This is a genomic window from Methylobacterium sp. Gmos3, from assembly GCF_056430985.1.
Genome location: NZ_JBWJYL010000008.1, coordinates 15,821 through 29,936 on the forward strand (window position 1 = coordinate 15,821; position 14,116 = coordinate 29,936).

Consider the following 14,116-nt stretch of genomic DNA (forward strand, 5'->3'; position numbering starts at 1 on the left):
GGGGCATGACACCCCCCTCTTCTCGGATCGTCATTGCGAGGAACGAAGCAATCCAGGGAAGCGCCACGGCCGGATAGCGAGCCTCCGCCCCTGGATTGCTTCACTTCGTTCGCAATGACGCGACCAGTCGGAACTACCCGCGCCTCCGTCGCAGGTAAGCCTGCCGTTCGCCCTCGGCCCGCAGGGAGGCGGCGCGGATGCGCAGCAGATCGCGACGGGTCAGGATGCCGATCAGTGCGCCGTTCTCCGGCTCGGTGACGAGAAGGCGACCGCTTCCATCGGCCAGCATCACGTCGAGGGCGTGGGAGACCACGTCGCCCGGATGCACCACCGGCAGGCTCGCATCGGAGAGGCGCTCTCCCAGCGTCTCGTCCGCGCTCTCGCCGTCGCTCTCGGCCGTCCAAAGAAGGATCTCGGCCCGCGAGACGATGGCCACTGGGCGGCCCGCCGCGTCGGTGACGGGGTAGGCCTCGTGAGTGCCGGCCTCGATGGCGGCAGCGGCCTCCGCGACGGTCTGGTCCGCAGCGAGCGTTTCGACGTCCTTCGTCATCACCGCGCCGACGCGGGTGAACTCGTAGGGGTCGATCCCGTATTCCCGCGTCACGTGCAGGCCGCGCCGGGCGATCTTTTCCGTGAGGATCGAGCGCTTCAGCAGCAGCACACTGACGGCATAGGCCGCCATGGTGGCGGCGAGCAGCGGCGCCAGCGCACCGGCATCGCCCGTCGCCTCCACCGCGAAGACGATTCCCGTCAGCGGCGCGGGCAGGGTGCCGCCGAGCATCGCGGCCATGCCGAGGAGCGCCCAGAAGCCGTGCGCGCCGGGCAGCACGGCCGCCGCGAGCGAACCGAACGCACCGCCGAGGATCAGCAGCGGCGCCAGCACGCCGCCGGACGTGCCGGAGGCGAGGGCCACCAGCCAGATCACGGCCTTCACCGCGAGGATCGTGGCGACCGCCGACAGGGCCATGTGCCCGTCGAGGAAGCCCCGGATCACGTCGTAGCCGACGCCGAGGGCGCGGGGCTCGATGAGCCCGCCGAGGCCGACGACGATGGCACCCAATGCCGGCCACCACATCCAGTGAATGGGCAGCCGCCGAAACGCATCCTCCAGCCCGTAGAGCAGGCGGGTCAGGAGCCCCGAGAGTACTCCGCAGGCAAGGCCGAGGGCGACGCAGGCCGGCAGGCCCCACCAGGGGAGGGCGGGGTTGTCGCTGAAGGGGAAGAGCGGCCCGGTCTCGAACAGGGCAGGGCGCCAGGCCATGGCCGTCGCGGCGGCGACCGTCACCGGCACGAGGCTGCGCGGGCGCCATTCGAACAGCAGCACTTCCAGCGCGAGAAGCACTGCCGCGACGGGCGTGCCGAAGATCGCGGTCATGCCGGCGGCCGCGCCGGAGACCAGCAGCGTCCGCCGCTCGATGGCCGACAGGTGGAAGAACTGCGCGTAGAGCGAGCCGATGGCCCCGCCGGTGACGATGATCGGCCCCTCCGCGCCGAACGGCCCGCCGCTGCCGATGGCGACCGCCGACGAGAGCGGCTTCAGCACGGCGACCTTGGGCGACATCCGGCTGCCGCCGATGAGGATCGCCTCCATCGCCTCCGGGATGCCGTGGCCGCGGATCTTCTCCGAGCCGTACCGCGCCATCAGCCCGACGATGAGCGCACCGACGACCGGGATCGCGACCATCCACACCCCGCGCGGCGCCGTGGCCAGGGATGTCAGCGCGGTGTCGACCCGGCCGAACCATGCGAGGTTCGTCGCGAGGCCGATCAACGCCAGGAGTACCCAGGCGGCCCCGACCGCCGCCGAGCCGACGACGACCGCCATGCCGGTGAGCAGAAGGATCCGCCGGTCGACGGTGAAATCAGAGAGCGAGCGGCGAACCGGGCTGTGCCCTGTCGCCCTCATCGGTGTCATAGCCATTCCAACCTCCTGCGGAGGGAAATACATCGTGTTACGATATATTCCAGTGCGGGAGGCTTGGAGGCAGGTATGAGAGCCGAGCGGGACGATGGGCTCTCTCAGGGGCAATACGCGGCGCTGGCTGCGTTCCGGTACCGGCTGCGCCGCTTCCTCGCTTTCAGTGAAGCCGAGGCGGCCAAGCACGGCCTGCCCACGCAACAGCATCAGGCGCTGCTCACGCTTGCGGGGCACGAAGGTGGTGGTCCTGCCACGGTGGGGCTTCTCGCCGAGCAATTGCTGATCGCACCGCACACCGCCGCCGAGCTGGTGGCGCGGATGGTCGAGGCCGGGCTTCTCACTAAGGCGCGGGGCACTCAGGACCGGCGGCGCGCCGAACTCTCGCTCACGCCGCACGCCTCCGATCTGCTCCGTGATCTGACCGAGGCGCATCTGCGCGAATTGCGCGACCTCGGTCCCGCCCTCATCGCGGCCCTGTCGGAGGGCGCCGAAAAAGAGACGCAATCGCCGGTGAGTGGCGATGCGTGGAAACGCAGTCAGAACTAATGGAGGCCTGGTCGCGCTTCGTCCGCTGGACGCTGGTCGCGTCTTTTGTGGCCGGGCTCGCCATCGTCGCCTTCATCGCGTGGGCCGATCCCTATGGCCTCCGGGCGGCGCCGGGGCATCCGCCGGGGCCCATCGTCGACACGAACCAGCGGCTGTCCTACCCGGCCATCGCGCGGGGCGGCAATTTCGACGCGGCTTTGTTCGGCACCTCGACGGCGCGGCTCCTCGATCCGTCCGCCCTCGATGCGGCATTCGATGCGCGTTTCGCCAACCTTGCGGTAAATGCTGCGACACCCGACGAGCAGATGCGCCTCGCCGCCCTGTTCCTCGCCCGACGGCCGGTGAAGGCGGTGCTGTTCGGCCTCGATGCGCCCTGGTGCGCCGCGCGTCCGGCGGCGCGCACGGATCACGCCTTTCCGGATTGGCTCTACGAGAAGGATGCGCCTTGGGGCATCTTTCACCAAGCGAACCTGCGCGGGCTGACGGCGGCGGTGAACGCGGTGCAAGTGCGGTTCGGGCATGGACGCCCGCGGATCCGGGGCGACGGCTACGGCGTGTTCACGCCCCCGGAGGCGAGCTACGACGCCGCCCGCGCCAGCGCCCATATCGCGGCGGGCGCGAGCGATCCGAATGCACCCGCCGACCCGGCTGAGGCACCGTTCCCCGCCCTCGATGCCCTCGATACCGTGCTGGCCTCACTGCCGTCCGATACGACGAAGATCATCGCCTTCATGCCGGTCCACGCCCGCGCGCAGGGCCAGCCCGGCACGCCCGCCGGCCGACGCGAAGAGGCGTGCAAGGTAAAGGCTGCCGAGATCGGCGCACGGCGCCACGCCCTCGTCATCGACTTCCGCCGGATCTCGCCCGTCACCACCGAGAACACGAACTACTGGGACGCGCTGCATTACCGCCTGCCCATCGCGGCGCGGGTCGTCGCCGGGCTGAGGGACGCGGGGCACGGCGGCGCCGACGACCCGCAGGGCTTCTACTGGGTTCTGGCGCGCTGAGCCCTCAGGCGGCCTGACGCTCGGCGCGAGCCCATCCCTCGCGGGTCTCTGCACAATAATCGGCGTAGCGCCCCTGGCGGATGGCGGCGCGGGCGCCTGCCATCAGGTCTTGGTAGTAGGCGAGGTTGTTCCACGTCAGCAGCATCATCCCCAGGATCTCGTTCGAGCGGACGAGATGGTGGAGGTAGGCGCGGGAATAGTCGCGGGCGGCGGGGCAGGTCGATTGCTCGTCCAGGGGCTCGATGGCCTCGGCCCAGCGGGCATTGCGCAGGTTGACACGGCCGTGGCGTGTATAGGCCAAGCCGTGGCGGCCGGCGCGGGTCGGCATCACGCAATCGAACATGTCGATGCCCCGCGCCACCGAGCCGAGGATGTCGTCCGGCGTGCCGACGCCCATCAGGTAGCGCGGCTTGCCCTGCGGCAGGTGCGGCTCGGTGGCCTCGATCATCGCAAACATCACCGCCTGCGGCTCGCCCACCGCGAGGCCGCCGATGGCATAGCCCTTGAGGTCGAGATCCACGAGGGCGCGGGCGCTCTCGGCGCGGAGGTCGGGCAGGTCGCCCCCCTGCACGATGCCGAAAATCGCCTTGCCCGGCTGCTCGCCGAAGGCCACCTTGCAGCGCTCGGCCCAGCGCAGGGACAGGCGCATCGCCTTCTCGACCTCGATGCGCTCGGCCGGCAGGCGCACGCATTCATCGAGCTGCATCTGGATGTCCGAGCCGAGCAGGCCCTGGATCTCGATGGAGCGCTCCGGGCTCATGGCATGGGCCGTCCCGTCGATATGCGAGCGGAAGGTCACCCCGGTCTCGTCGATCTTGCGCAGGGCCGACAGGGACATGACCTGGAAGCCGCCGGAATCGGTGAGGATCGGCCCAGACCACTGCATGAATTTGTGCAGGCCGCCGAGGCGGGCCATCCGCTCGGCGCCGGGACGCAGCATCAGGTGGTAGGTGTTGCCGAGAACGACATCGGCCCCAAGATCGCGCACCTGATCGGCATACATCGCCTTTACCGTGGCGGCGGTGCCGACCGGCATGAAGGCCGGCGTACGGATCGTGCCGCGCGGCATGGTGATCGCGCCCGTGCGGGCGGCGCCGTCCTGTGCGTGGAGGGCGAAGCCGAACGTCGCCGGATTCTCGGAGGTCATGGCATGGCTCCGGGCGCGGCCGGGAACAGCAGGCTCGCATCGCCGTAGGAGTAGAAACGGTAGCCCGTCGCGATGGCATGCGCATAGGCGGCGCGCATCGTCTCGAGGCCGGAGAAGGCGCTCACCAGCATGAACAGCGTCGAGCGCGGCAGGTGGAAGTTCGTGACCAGCGCATCGACCGCCCGGAAGCGGTAGCCCGGCGTGATGAAGATGTCGGTGGGGCCGGAGAAGGGGGCGATCCGCCCGTCCTCGCTCGCCGCGCTTTCTAGGAGTCGCATGGCGGTGGTGCCCACGGCGACGATGCGCCCGCCCGCCGCCCGGGTGCGGTTCAACGCCTCGGCGGTGTCGGCGTCGAGATGGCCGACCTCGCTGTGCATCCGGTGGCCCTCGGTGTCGTCGGCCTTCACGGGCAGAAATGTGCCCGCGCCGACATGCAGGGTGACGTGGTGGCGGGTCAGCCCTGCGGCATCGATTGCGCCGAGCAGCGCATCGGAGAAATGCAGCCCAGCGGTCGGCGCGGCAACGGCGCCGGGCTCGCGCGCATAGACCGTCTGGTAATCGCTAGCATCGCGGGCATCGGCCGGGCGCTTGCCGGCGATGTAGGGCGGCAGCGGCAACTCGCCGAGGGCGGCAATCCGCTCGTCCAGGATCGGCCCCGCCAGTTCGAAGCGTAGGACGATCTCACCCGCATCGCCCTTCTCCACGACACTCGCGCGGAGGCGGGTAGCCTCGCAGACGGTACCCTCGGAGGCATGGCCGAAGGTCAGGTCGTCACCGGGGGCGAGGCGCTTCGCCGGGCGGGCGAAAGCGCGCCAGCGGTCGGGGGCCTCGCGCATGTGGAGCATCACCTCCGTACGCTGCCCCGGCGCACCGGGGCGCGTGCGGATGCCATGGAGACGCGCCGGAATCACGCGGGTGTCGTTGAAGACCAGGGCGTCACCCGGCCGCAGCAGGGACGGGAGATCGCGAATCGCCCTGTCGGACAGGGGCTCGCCGGGGGCCACCACCAGCATCCGCGCCGCATCCCGCGGCTCGGCGGGACGGAGCGCGATGCTCGCCTCCGGCAGTTCGAAATCGAAGAGGTCCACACGCATCGCAGGGTGCGTGCACCGAACGCCCCCGCGTTTCAACCGCACCCAAAAAGAAACCCGCCGCGGCCTACGCCGGGCGGGTTCCTGTCGAACGAGGGACGAAGCCCGATCAGCAGTCCTTGTCGGCCATGTTCGTGGTGGCCTTCGCGGCGGCGGCGTTGTTCATCGCGCCGACGGTGCCCGGCGAGGCCGGCTGGTTGCCACCGGCCATGTTCTTCGAGGCCGGATCGGTGTTGTCCTTGCTGGCGGTGCCGGCGGTCGCGGTCGGAGCCTGCGTCGAGCCGGCATTGTTCATCGCGCCGACGGTGCCCGGCGAAGCCGGCTGGTTGCCGCCCGCGAGGTTCGCGCTCGACTTGTCCACATCCGAGCTCTTCGGATTGACCTGCTTGTCCGGCGACTTGGAGGCCGTGGTGCCGGTGCTGCACGGGGCAGCATAGGCAGCGCCAGACATCATGACGAGAACGGCGGCAGCACCAAGCGCGCGAGTAACCTTCATCGGGTTTTCCTCCAAAAGTTGTAATCGCAGAAGCAATGGCTTGATGTGCCCGGAAGTTCCGAGACAATCCTCCCGAATGAGCTATGATGCAGGTTGGCGGCGCGGTCGCATCGTCCTCCTTGCCCAGGGAGGGCCGAACGGTTACGGCTTTCCGGCCGCGGATGGCCGTCGGGGTGTAGCGCAGTCTGGTAGCGCACCTGGTTTGGGACCAGGGGGTCGTAGGTTCGAATCCTATCGCCCCGACCATCCTCCGCAGGGCAGACCAACCAGGAGCTTTCGAAGGACCCATGCCGAGCGCCCGCATCTACCGCCCCGCCAAGGATGCGTCTCAATCGGGCCTTGCCCGCACCAAGCAATGGGTGCTGGTCTTCGATCAGACGAGCGCGCGCGAAACCGACCCGCTGATGGGCTGGTACGGCTCGAAGGACATGATGCAGCAGGTGCGCCTGGAATTCGACACGCGGGAGGAGGCGGTGGCCTATGCCCAGCGCGAGGGCATCACCTACCGCGTCGAGGAGCCGGGCAAGGAGACGGCGCGCAAGGGCCTGTCCTACTCCGACAATTTCAAGTTCAACCGCACGGCGCCCTGGACCCACTGAGCGCCGCCGGGTGCCGGCGCGTCAGCGTTTCTGGCGCGCTTCCCACTCCGGATAGGGCGAGGGTCCGTCCGGCCGCATCTGCTTGAGCTGCATCGGCTGCTCGTCGAGCGGACGGCAGAGTTCCGCATAGATCTCGGCGCTGCCCGCGCCGCATTCCTGCGCCTCCTCCGCGCTGAAGGCGAAGTAGCCCTCCTTGAAGCCGGCGAGGCGCATCGCCGCGTGGCACATTGGGCAAGGACGCCCGCTCGCGTACATCACGCAATCCGAGAGGTTCTTGCGCCCCAGCGCCTGGCTCGCCTTGTGAATGGCGACCATCTCGGCATGGTCGGTGGCATCCTTGGTGAGATGGACCGTGTTCGGCGCCGTGGCGACGACGGTGCCGTCGCGCACGATCACCGCGCCATAGGGCGTGCCGCCCTCCGCCACGTTGGCCCGGGCGATGCGTACCGCCTCGGCCATGTACTCTTCGTGCCGCCCCATCGCTTCTTCTCCGTTCTCACGCAAGACGTCGTCACGGCTGAGCCGAGAAGGCTGTGGCGCCACATCGAGCACCCCCCGTCTTTGCCCTTAGAGCCAAGCAACGAGGGCGGTGCCTGCGACCTTTCGAGCCCGAACGTCAGAACGTCGGAGGAAAGGCACGGTTCACGCCACCGTTCGCAAGGCACGCTTACTGTATGAATTATTTACGCTCGGTCTGTATTCCGACCATCGAGCAGGGAACGGGGCGATGGCCGCGAAAGCAGGCACAAGCTTAGAGCCGAGTGCTGATTTCGAGATCGACGCTCCTTCGGAGCGGATCCTCAAGCGCGCCATTCGGCGCGATCAGCTGGACGCGGCCAGACGAAGCGTCCTGCGCGCCCTCATCATCAACTTCGTCCTCGGCCTCACCTGCCTCGCCGTCGCGGTCCGCGCGGGCCACGGAGCGATGGGTGGCCTCTGGTTCGCGACCTCGACCTGCGCCAATCTCCTGCGGGTCTATCTGTGCAGGGCGCATTGCATCGGCCTCGATGACGACACGCCGATCGAGTCGGATGACGCCGCCGCAGCCATCGAGCGCCGCTTAGAGCTGATGGCGCTCGGCGCCCTCGCGTCCGGGGTGGTCTGGGCGTGCCTGCCTTTCCTGTGCGCGGGCTTCACCTCGGCGCAGGCGATCTTCTACCTCGTCGTCACCTGCGGCATCACCGCCGGAGCGGTGAGCTACGGCACGTCCTTCGCCCGCATCCCGATGTTCTTCATCACCCCGCCGCTTCTGACGGTGGTCGGATGCCTGCTCACGACCGGCGGGTTCGAGCGCGATTGCCTTGCCGCGACGTCGCTCGTCTACCTGCTGGCGCTCATGCGCACCTGCCTCGAGACGGAGTCGAACTTCCGCCGCACCAGCGGACTGAAGAACGAGGCCAAGGCCCTGGCGGCGCGCATGGCGAGCCGTGCGATCTGCGACGGGCTCACCGGCCTCCTCAATCGTGCCGGCTTCGTGGAACAGGCGGATCTCACGCCGGCACCGTGCCTGATGCTGCTCGATCTCGACGGCTTCAAATCGGTCAACGACATCTACGGCCACAATACCGGCGATCAGGTTCTGGCCGAGGTCGGCCGCCGCCTGCGGGCGCAGGTGCCTGCGAGCGGCCATGTCGGCCGGCTCGGCGGCGATGAATTCGCCATCCTCTACGATCCCGCCGCCACGGGCGTGTCCGTCAGCGAACTCGCGGAAGCGATCATCGCGGCGGTGGCCGAACCGTTCGACCGGTTCGACACCGACCGGGTCGGCATCAGCATCGGCATCCATATCGGCGCGGGGGAGAGCCTCACCGAACGCCTCGTGCGTGCCGACGAGGCGCTCTACGCGGCCAAGTCCACCGGCCGGAATCGCTCCCGCGTGTTCGACGACGAATTGCGCGCGCGCCTCGATATGCGCCGTGACGCCGAACGCGACCTACCCGATGCCCTGGCCGAGGGCGCGGTCGAGGTGTGGTTCCAGCCGATCTTCCGCGTCCATGAGGGCGACCTCGCCGGGCTCGAGGCGCTGGTCCGCTGGCGCCACCCGCGCCACGGCTGGGTCCCGCCGCCGGACATCATCGCCGCCGCCGGCGTGATCGGTCTGTCCGAGGCGCTGCTCCGCTACATCCTCGATTGCGTCTACCGGACGAAGCTCGCCCTGAGCGCGCGGGGCGTCGACGACATCCGCATCGCCATGAACGTCTGCCCGCGCGAGCTGACCCAGACACCGATCGAGGTGCTGATCCTCGAAAAGCTGGAAGCCTTCGGCCTGGCGGCGGACTGGCTGGAGATCGAACTGACGGAGGACACCGCCCTCGACGCCGCCGCCGTATCCGACAAGCTCGCCGCTCTGTCGCGGGCGGGAGTCAGCATCGCCATCGACGATTTCGGTGTGGGCTATTCGTCCCTGTCTCGGATCCGGCAATTGCGGGTGAACCGCGTGAAGATCGACCGCAGCCTCGTCACCGGCCTCAACGAGGCGGGCGACAAGCGCGGGCTCGTCAAGGCGGTGATCGACCTCGGCAAGGCGCTGAGCCTCGAAGTCGTGGCCGAGGGCGTCGAGACCGAGACCGACCTCATCGCCCTGCGCGAGATGGGCTGCCCCTTCGCGCAGGGCTACCATCTCGGCCGCCCGATGCCGGGCGAGGCCATGCTCGACACCTTCGCGGCGCCGCTCAGAAAGGTCGCCTGAGCCTCAGCGCAGGCGGTAATCGGACATCCGCGCTCGGCGGGCGCTGCGCCGATAGGCCAGCACCGAATCCGGCCACAGGGTCGTGTTGCGGCCCTGGTTGTCGAGATACCAACTGCGGCATCCGCCGGCCTGCCAGATGCTCTCCTTCATCCTGTTGCGGATGCGCTCGACGAAGCGCTCCTGCGCGGGCTCGCTGACCTCGATGGCCTGCCGCCCCTTAGCCAGCGCCTTCAGGCAATCGATCACGTGATCGACCTGGATCTCGATCATGGCGATGATCGAGTTGTGGCCGATGCCGGTGTTGGGGCCGAGCAGGATGAAGTAGTTCGGGAAGCCCGAGACGGTGATGCCCTGGAAGGCCTGCATCCCGTCCGCCCACGCCTCGGCGAGCCGGCGCCCCTGCCGGCCCACCACCTCCGTGCGCAGCGATCCGCCGAGCACGTCGAAGCCGGTGGCGAAGACGATGGCGTCGAGTCCGTGCTTCGTCCCGTCCGCCATCTCGACCCCGTCGGGGAGGATGCGGGCGATGGAGCCGGTCTCCAGGGTCACGTCGTCCCGCTGGAGGGCGGGGTAGTAATCGTCCGACAGGAGGACGCGCTTGCAGCCGAAGCGGTAGCGCGGCGTCAGCTTCTCGCGCAGGGCCTTGTCGGGCACCGCCTTGCGCAGATGGTGCTTCGCCAAGCCCTCGGCCTGCGCCGTCACCTTCGACACGCGGGTGAACCCGACGAGCGCGGGGAATTCCAGCCGCCAGAACAGGCGCCACCGTTCCAGCAGCCGCAGGATGGGGAAACGGGCGTAACGCGCCTTGCGCTCCTGCGGGATCGCCCTGTCGTTCTTCGGCATGATCCAGGGCGGCGTCCGCTGGAACACCGTGAGGTGTCCGGCATGGCCCGCCAGTTCCGGCACGACCTGGATCGCGCTCGCCCCCGTGCCGATGATGCCGACCCGGCGGCCCTTCAGGTCGACGGAATGGTCCCAGGCTGCCGTATGAAAGCTCGGGCCGGCGAAATCCGCGCGGCCGGGAATGTCTGGCATGGCCGGGTGATGCAGCCCGCCCGCGCCCGACACGATGGCGCGGGCCAGGATCTCGCCGCGATCTGTCTTTGCCCGCCACAGGGCGCGGGCCTCGTCCCAGACAGCCCGGCGCAGGGTGGTGCCGAAACGGATCAGCGGCATCAGCCCGTACTGCTCGGCGACGCCGCGCAGGTAATCCTCGATCTCCGGCTGCTTGGCGTAGAGCCGGCTCCAATCGGCCTTCGGCGCGAAGGACAGGGAGTAGAGATGCGAGGGCACGTCGCAGGCGGCACCGGGATAGGTGTTCTCCCGCCACGTCCCGCCGATGCCGGGCCCCTTCTCGATCACCGAAATCGGGCCGATGCCCTGCTGCCGGCAGCGGATCGCCATCGCCACGCCGGAGAAGCCGGCGCCGACGATGAGCACGGCGAGCACGCCGTCCGTGTCCGTGGGGGCGCTCATGCGTGAGTCTCCCGGCCGGCATGGTGCTTCAGGAACTCGGCCGCCTCGTCGAGGGAGGCCTTGGCTTCCGGAAGGACGTGATCCGCAAATTGCCACGCATGGGCGACGACGGGGAAGACCCGCAGCCGCGTCTCGACCCCGGCCGCCTGGGCCCGCTCGGCCATGCGCACGGCGTCGTCGCGCAGGATCTCGCGGTCTCCGACATGGAACAGCAGCGGCGGCAGGCCGGTCGGGTCGCCATAGACCGGCGAGGCGAGGGGCGTGCGCGGATCGCCCTCGCCGACATAGACGGGCGCCACCTCCACGATGGAGCGGGCGTGGAACATGGCATCCCGGCTTCCGTTCGAGACGCGCGAGCCGTCGACGGTCACAAGGTCGGTGACGGGGGAGAACAGGCAGGCCGCCGAGGGGAGGGGAAGGCCCCGGTCCCGCGCCGCGAGCAGGAGCGCCAGGGCGAGGTTGCCGCCCGCCGATTCGCCCGCGAGGCTCGCCGGCCCCGCCGCGCGGAATGCGCTCCACGCGGCGATGACGTCATCGAGCCCGGCCGGGAACGGATGCTCCGGCGCCAGCCGGTAATCCGGCGCGAAGACCTCGAAGCCCCGCCGCGCGAAGGCGCCCGTCACCGGGCGATGCGTCCGGGGCGAGCAGGCGACGAAGCCGCCGCCATGGACATAGAACAGCCGCCGCGACGCCTTTCCCGACACCGGCCGGATCCATTCGCCCGGCACGCCGCCGAGGCTGCCCGCCTCGAAGGTCGCGTCACGCGGGTCGGGGAACGAGGCGCCGCCGAGGATGCGGCGCACGTCGTCGATGCTCTTGGCGCCCGCCAGGGGGGCCTTCACCCGGCGGCGGACCATCCAGGAGCCGATATACGCACGCAGGCTCGCCATCTCAGACCTTTCCGCCGGAGAGTCGCATGATCGCCCGCCAATAGCCGGCGGGCAGCAGGCGCTGGATCAGCGCGGCATTGCGCGCATCCTTGCCGACGACGATGCGCGGCGCGCGCCGCTCGATGCCCCGCAGGATCGCGGCGGCGGCATCGTCCGCCGGCAGGGTCAGCAGCTTCTCGAAGGCGATCCGCCCGGCCTCCGCCGCCTGCCGCATCGTTTCCGCTTCCGCCGGATCGTGGGACGGGCGCGGGTTGCGGGCGTTGCGGGCGATGGAGGTCGCCACGCCGCCCGGGTGGACGACGCTGACACCGAGCCCCGTGCCGGCATATTCGTGGCGCAGGGATTCGGTGAAGCCGCGCACCCCGAACTTGCTGGTGCAATAGGCCGCCTGACCGGGCGGCGCGATCAGCCCGAACAGGCTGGATATGTTCACGATCTGCGCGGCGGGCCGCTCCTTCAGCATCGGCAGGAAGGCGTGGCACATGCGGATCACGGCCCGCAGGTTCACGTCGAGCACCCACTCGAAATCGTCGAGATGCGTCTCCTCGAAGCGCCCGCCCAAGGCGACGCCGGCATTGTTCACCAGGAGATCGAGCCGGCCAAACCGCTGCGCGACCGCCTCGGGCAGCGCGGCGATGGCCGAGGCATCCGCGAGGTCGAGAATGCGGCACTCGGTGTCCGCGCCGGCCGCCTTTGCGCGCGTGGCGGTGGCGGCCAAGCCCTCCCCGTCGCGGTCGATCAGCATAAGCGAAGCGCCCCGCGCCGCGAGCGCCGTGGACAGGGCCGCGCCGATACCGCTGGCGGCGCCTGTCACGAGGGCGACGCTTCCCTGCAGGCGGAATTGTTGAGCCAAGCTGCTCTCCCGGCCTCCCTCCGGCGGTGCCGGATCCGCGGCGGTGATAGGCCCGGTGGGCTTCCCTGTCTAGGGTGGATACCCTAAAGACGTTGCGTGATGACCCGCGCGACTCCGAGCCCGAGCGTTGCCGCCCCGCGTACCCGCGACCGGATCGTCGCGGCGAGCCTCGCGCTGTTCAACGCCCGTGGGATGGGTCGCGTCACCACGGCCGAGATCGCCGCCGCCTCGTCCATGCGCGAGGGGAATCTGCACTACCATTTCCCGCGCAAGAGCCTGCTGGTGGAGGCGATCTTCGCCGCCTTCGCGGCCGAGGCGGAAGCGGTGGCGGGGCGCCTCCCGGCGGATTTCGCGCAGGCCGATGCCCTGACGGCCTATCAGCGGGCGTGGTTCGACCTGATCTGGCGCTACCGCTGCATCTACCGCGATGGAATCGCCATGGTGGAGATCGCGCCCGCTCTGCGCGGCGAGGTCCGCGCTTTGCGGCAGCGGACGCAGGCCCTGGCCAGGGGGGTGTTCGAGGCCGCCGCCGAGGCGGGGCGCCTGCGCATCGATTCCGAGACGCTGACGCGGTTGCTCGACAATGCCTGGATCGTGTCGAGCCACTGGATGAGCTTCCGCTTGCAGGGCAAAGCGGATCTCGATGCGGCCGACCTCGAATGGGGGTTCGATCAGGTGAGGGCGCTGTTCCTGCCCTACATCGCCGCGCCGACCTGAAGACCGCTCCGCTCCCAAGAATCGAGGGGCATTCGCGCAGCACGGCCCAAACGAAAAACGCCGCCCCCCGAAGGAGGCGGCGCCCAGAGACCTAACGGTCGCCGATCGACTTAGTTGAAGGTGTCGATTTCAGCGGACTCGTAGCTCGTGACTTCCATGCCGACGCAGATCTCGGACACGACGGGAGCAGACCAAGCCATTATAATTCCTCCTGATAAGACTTCGGGTTGGGTGTGTAGCGTCAACCGGGCTGCGATCCGAAGATCGCGAACCGCTTAGTTGAAGGTGTCGATCTCGGCCGACTCGTAGCTGGTGACTTCCATGCCGACGCAGATCTCGGACACGACGGGGGCAGACCAAGCCATCTGAACCATCCTCAAGTGTTAGAGCCACCGGTCCGGCGAACGGACCGTCTGATTTTGCCGCAGTCATCCCGAAAGGCCCGCAATCCGGTCTCCCGGAGCGCTGTGCCTGTCGGCCCTGCGATATGCAGGATATAACCGTTTGTTGGCGCGCAATACAAGCGGACACGAGCTTATATTTCTCACAGCCACACCGGCGATCCGATAACCCTCGGTTGCTGCTTTGTGCTTGACGGACGCTGCGGGGCAGCGCACGACGCAGCCGCGCGGCACTGCCCAGGCGGGGCTGCGGTTCCTCCAATCCCAGACCCGTGAAGCGACGTGC

At 69.1% G+C, this 14,116-nt stretch carries 15 protein-coding genes and 1 tRNA gene; 6 read left to right on the top strand and 10 right to left on the bottom strand.

The features are described 5' to 3' along the window. Window positions 1-133 precede the first annotated feature (133 nt). Window positions 134-1,921, bottom strand: coding sequence for a chloride channel protein (locus ACS5Q7_RS17275; protein WP_478340515.1), 1,788 nt, complete (start codon window positions 1,919-1,921; stop codon window positions 134-136). A gap of 69 nt (window positions 1,922-1,990) precedes the next feature. Between ACS5Q7_RS17275 and ACS5Q7_RS17280 the strand changes: the two genes are divergently transcribed. Both ACS5Q7_RS17280 and ACS5Q7_RS17285 read left to right on the top strand, forming a co-directional pair. Beyond that, window positions 1,991-2,464, top strand: coding sequence for a MarR family winged helix-turn-helix transcriptional regulator (locus ACS5Q7_RS17280; RefSeq protein WP_478340516.1), 474 nt, complete (start codon window positions 1,991-1,993; stop codon window positions 2,462-2,464). Beyond that, window positions 2,464-3,471, top strand: coding sequence for a hypothetical protein (locus ACS5Q7_RS17285; RefSeq protein ID WP_478340817.1), 1,008 nt, complete (start codon window positions 2,464-2,466; stop codon window positions 3,469-3,471). The genes ACS5Q7_RS17280 and ACS5Q7_RS17285 overlap by 1 nt, the downstream gene beginning before the upstream one ends. Window positions 3,472-3,475: 4 nt before the next feature. On the opposite strand, the gene tgt is transcribed toward ACS5Q7_RS17285, so the two are convergent. From tgt to ACS5Q7_RS17300, 3 genes are all read right to left on the bottom strand, one after another. Further along, complete coding sequence (tgt, locus tag ACS5Q7_RS17290; protein ID WP_478340517.1) at window positions 3,476-4,618, bottom strand: tRNA guanosine(34) transglycosylase Tgt; 1,143 nt, start codon at window positions 4,616-4,618, stop codon at window positions 3,476-3,478. Further along, the gene (gene queA, locus ACS5Q7_RS17295) at window positions 4,615-5,712 is read right to left on the bottom strand and encodes a tRNA preQ1(34) S-adenosylmethionine ribosyltransferase-isomerase QueA (protein WP_478340518.1); all 1,098 of its coding nucleotides are present in this window, start codon (window positions 5,710-5,712) and stop codon (window positions 4,615-4,617) included. The genes tgt and queA overlap by 4 nt, the downstream gene beginning before the upstream one ends. A gap of 106 nt (window positions 5,713-5,818) precedes the next feature. Then, window positions 5,819-6,205, bottom strand: coding sequence for an exopolysaccharide production protein YjbE (locus tag ACS5Q7_RS17300; RefSeq protein ID WP_478340519.1), 387 nt, complete (start codon window positions 6,203-6,205; stop codon window positions 5,819-5,821). Window positions 6,206-6,374: 169 nt separating this feature from the next. Here ACS5Q7_RS17300 and ACS5Q7_RS17305 point away from each other — a divergent pair. Both ACS5Q7_RS17305 and ACS5Q7_RS17310 read left to right on the top strand, forming a co-directional pair. Beyond that, window positions 6,375-6,451: transfer RNA gene (locus tag ACS5Q7_RS17305), tRNA-Pro, on the top strand. Window positions 6,452-6,492: 41 nt separating this feature from the next. Continuing rightward, window positions 6,493-6,804, top strand: a complete 312-nt coding sequence (locus tag ACS5Q7_RS17310; RefSeq protein ID WP_478340520.1) for an ETC complex I subunit — start codon at window positions 6,493-6,495, stop codon at window positions 6,802-6,804. A gap of 21 nt (window positions 6,805-6,825) precedes the next feature. On the opposite strand, the gene ACS5Q7_RS17315 is transcribed toward ACS5Q7_RS17310, so the two are convergent. Continuing rightward, window positions 6,826-7,284, bottom strand: a complete 459-nt coding sequence (locus ACS5Q7_RS17315) for a nucleoside deaminase (RefSeq protein ID WP_478340521.1) — start codon at window positions 7,282-7,284, stop codon at window positions 6,826-6,828. A gap of 247 nt (window positions 7,285-7,531) precedes the next feature. Between ACS5Q7_RS17315 and ACS5Q7_RS17320 the strand changes: the two genes are divergently transcribed. Then, complete coding sequence (locus ACS5Q7_RS17320; RefSeq protein ID WP_478340522.1) at window positions 7,532-9,493, top strand: putative bifunctional diguanylate cyclase/phosphodiesterase; 1,962 nt, start codon at window positions 7,532-7,534, stop codon at window positions 9,491-9,493. Between the two features lie 3 nt (window positions 9,494-9,496). Here the strand turns inward: ACS5Q7_RS17320 and ACS5Q7_RS17325 are convergent, their stop codons facing one another. The 3 genes from ACS5Q7_RS17325 to ACS5Q7_RS17335 are packed head-to-tail and all read right to left on the bottom strand — an operon-like array spanning window position 9,497 to window position 12,712. Continuing rightward, the gene (locus tag ACS5Q7_RS17325) at window positions 9,497-10,969 is read right to left on the bottom strand and encodes a flavin-containing monooxygenase (RefSeq protein ID WP_478340523.1); all 1,473 of its coding nucleotides are present in this window, start codon (window positions 10,967-10,969) and stop codon (window positions 9,497-9,499) included. After that, window positions 10,966-11,859, bottom strand: a complete 894-nt coding sequence (locus tag ACS5Q7_RS17330) for an alpha/beta hydrolase (protein ID WP_478340524.1) — start codon at window positions 11,857-11,859, stop codon at window positions 10,966-10,968. Before ACS5Q7_RS17330 ends, ACS5Q7_RS17325 begins: the two co-directional genes overlap by 4 nt. A 1-nt stretch (window position 11,860) precedes the next feature. Then, window positions 11,861-12,712 (bottom strand): SDR family NAD(P)-dependent oxidoreductase, encoded by an 852-nt coding sequence (locus ACS5Q7_RS17335; protein WP_478340525.1) that lies wholly within the window; start codon window positions 12,710-12,712, stop codon window positions 11,861-11,863. 99 nt (window positions 12,713-12,811) lie between these two features. On the opposite strand from ACS5Q7_RS17335, the gene ACS5Q7_RS17340 reads away from it, so the two are divergent. Then, window positions 12,812-13,429, top strand: a complete 618-nt coding sequence (locus ACS5Q7_RS17340) for a TetR/AcrR family transcriptional regulator (RefSeq protein ID WP_478340526.1) — start codon at window positions 12,812-12,814, stop codon at window positions 13,427-13,429. A gap of 110 nt (window positions 13,430-13,539) precedes the next feature. On the opposite strand, the gene pqqA (ACS5Q7_RS17345) is transcribed toward ACS5Q7_RS17340, so the two are convergent. Both pqqA (ACS5Q7_RS17345) and pqqA (ACS5Q7_RS17350) read right to left on the bottom strand, forming a co-directional pair. Then, a complete protein-coding gene (gene pqqA, locus ACS5Q7_RS17345; RefSeq protein WP_007559225.1) occupies window positions 13,540-13,629 on the bottom strand; it encodes a pyrroloquinoline quinone precursor peptide PqqA in 90 nt (29 codons plus the stop codon). Window positions 13,630-13,704: 75 nt separating this feature from the next. Next, window positions 13,705-13,794, bottom strand: coding sequence for a pyrroloquinoline quinone precursor peptide PqqA (pqqA, locus tag ACS5Q7_RS17350; RefSeq protein WP_007559225.1), 90 nt, complete (start codon window positions 13,792-13,794; stop codon window positions 13,705-13,707). Between the last annotated feature and the right edge of the window lie 322 nt (window positions 13,795-14,116).

What these genes read in the sequence shown, in the direction of transcription:
- ACS5Q7_RS17300 (WP_478340519.1), bottom strand. Translation starts at nt 6,205, where the DNA reads ATGAAGGTTACTCGCGCGCTTGGTGCTGCCGCCGTTCTCGTCATGATG.
- ACS5Q7_RS17325 (WP_478340523.1), bottom strand. Translation starts at nt 10,969, where the DNA reads ATGAGCGCCCCCACGGACACGGACGGCGTGCTCGCCGTGCTCATCGTC.
- queA (WP_478340518.1), bottom strand. Translation starts at nt 5,712, where the DNA reads ATGCGTGTGGACCTCTTCGATTTCGAACTGCCGGAGGCGAGCATCGCG.
- ACS5Q7_RS17315 (WP_478340521.1), bottom strand. Translation starts at nt 7,284, where the DNA reads ATGGGGCGGCACGAAGAGTACATGGCCGAGGCGGTACGCATCGCCCGG.
- ACS5Q7_RS17340 (WP_478340526.1), top strand. Translation starts at nt 12,812, where the DNA reads ATGACCCGCGCGACTCCGAGCCCGAGCGTTGCCGCCCCGCGTACCCGC.
- pqqA (WP_007559225.1), bottom strand. Translation starts at nt 13,794, where the DNA reads ATGGCTTGGTCTGCCCCCGTCGTGTCCGAGATCTGCGTCGGCATGGAA.
- ACS5Q7_RS17310 (WP_478340520.1), top strand. Translation starts at nt 6,493, where the DNA reads ATGCCGAGCGCCCGCATCTACCGCCCCGCCAAGGATGCGTCTCAATCG.
- ACS5Q7_RS17330 (WP_478340524.1), bottom strand. Translation starts at nt 11,859, where the DNA reads ATGGCGAGCCTGCGTGCGTATATCGGCTCCTGGATGGTCCGCCGCCGG.
- ACS5Q7_RS17285 (WP_478340817.1), top strand. Translation starts at nt 2,464, where the DNA reads ATGGAGGCCTGGTCGCGCTTCGTCCGCTGGACGCTGGTCGCGTCTTTT.
- ACS5Q7_RS17275 (WP_478340515.1), bottom strand. Translation starts at nt 1,921, where the DNA reads ATGGCTATGACACCGATGAGGGCGACAGGGCACAGCCCGGTTCGCCGC.
- ACS5Q7_RS17280 (WP_478340516.1), top strand. Translation starts at nt 1,991, where the DNA reads ATGAGAGCCGAGCGGGACGATGGGCTCTCTCAGGGGCAATACGCGGCG.
- pqqA (WP_007559225.1), bottom strand. Translation starts at nt 13,629, where the DNA reads ATGGCTTGGTCTGCTCCCGTCGTGTCCGAGATCTGCGTCGGCATGGAA.
- tgt (WP_478340517.1), bottom strand. Translation starts at nt 4,618, where the DNA reads ATGACCTCCGAGAATCCGGCGACGTTCGGCTTCGCCCTCCACGCACAG.
- ACS5Q7_RS17320 (WP_478340522.1), top strand. Translation starts at nt 7,532, where the DNA reads ATGGCCGCGAAAGCAGGCACAAGCTTAGAGCCGAGTGCTGATTTCGAG.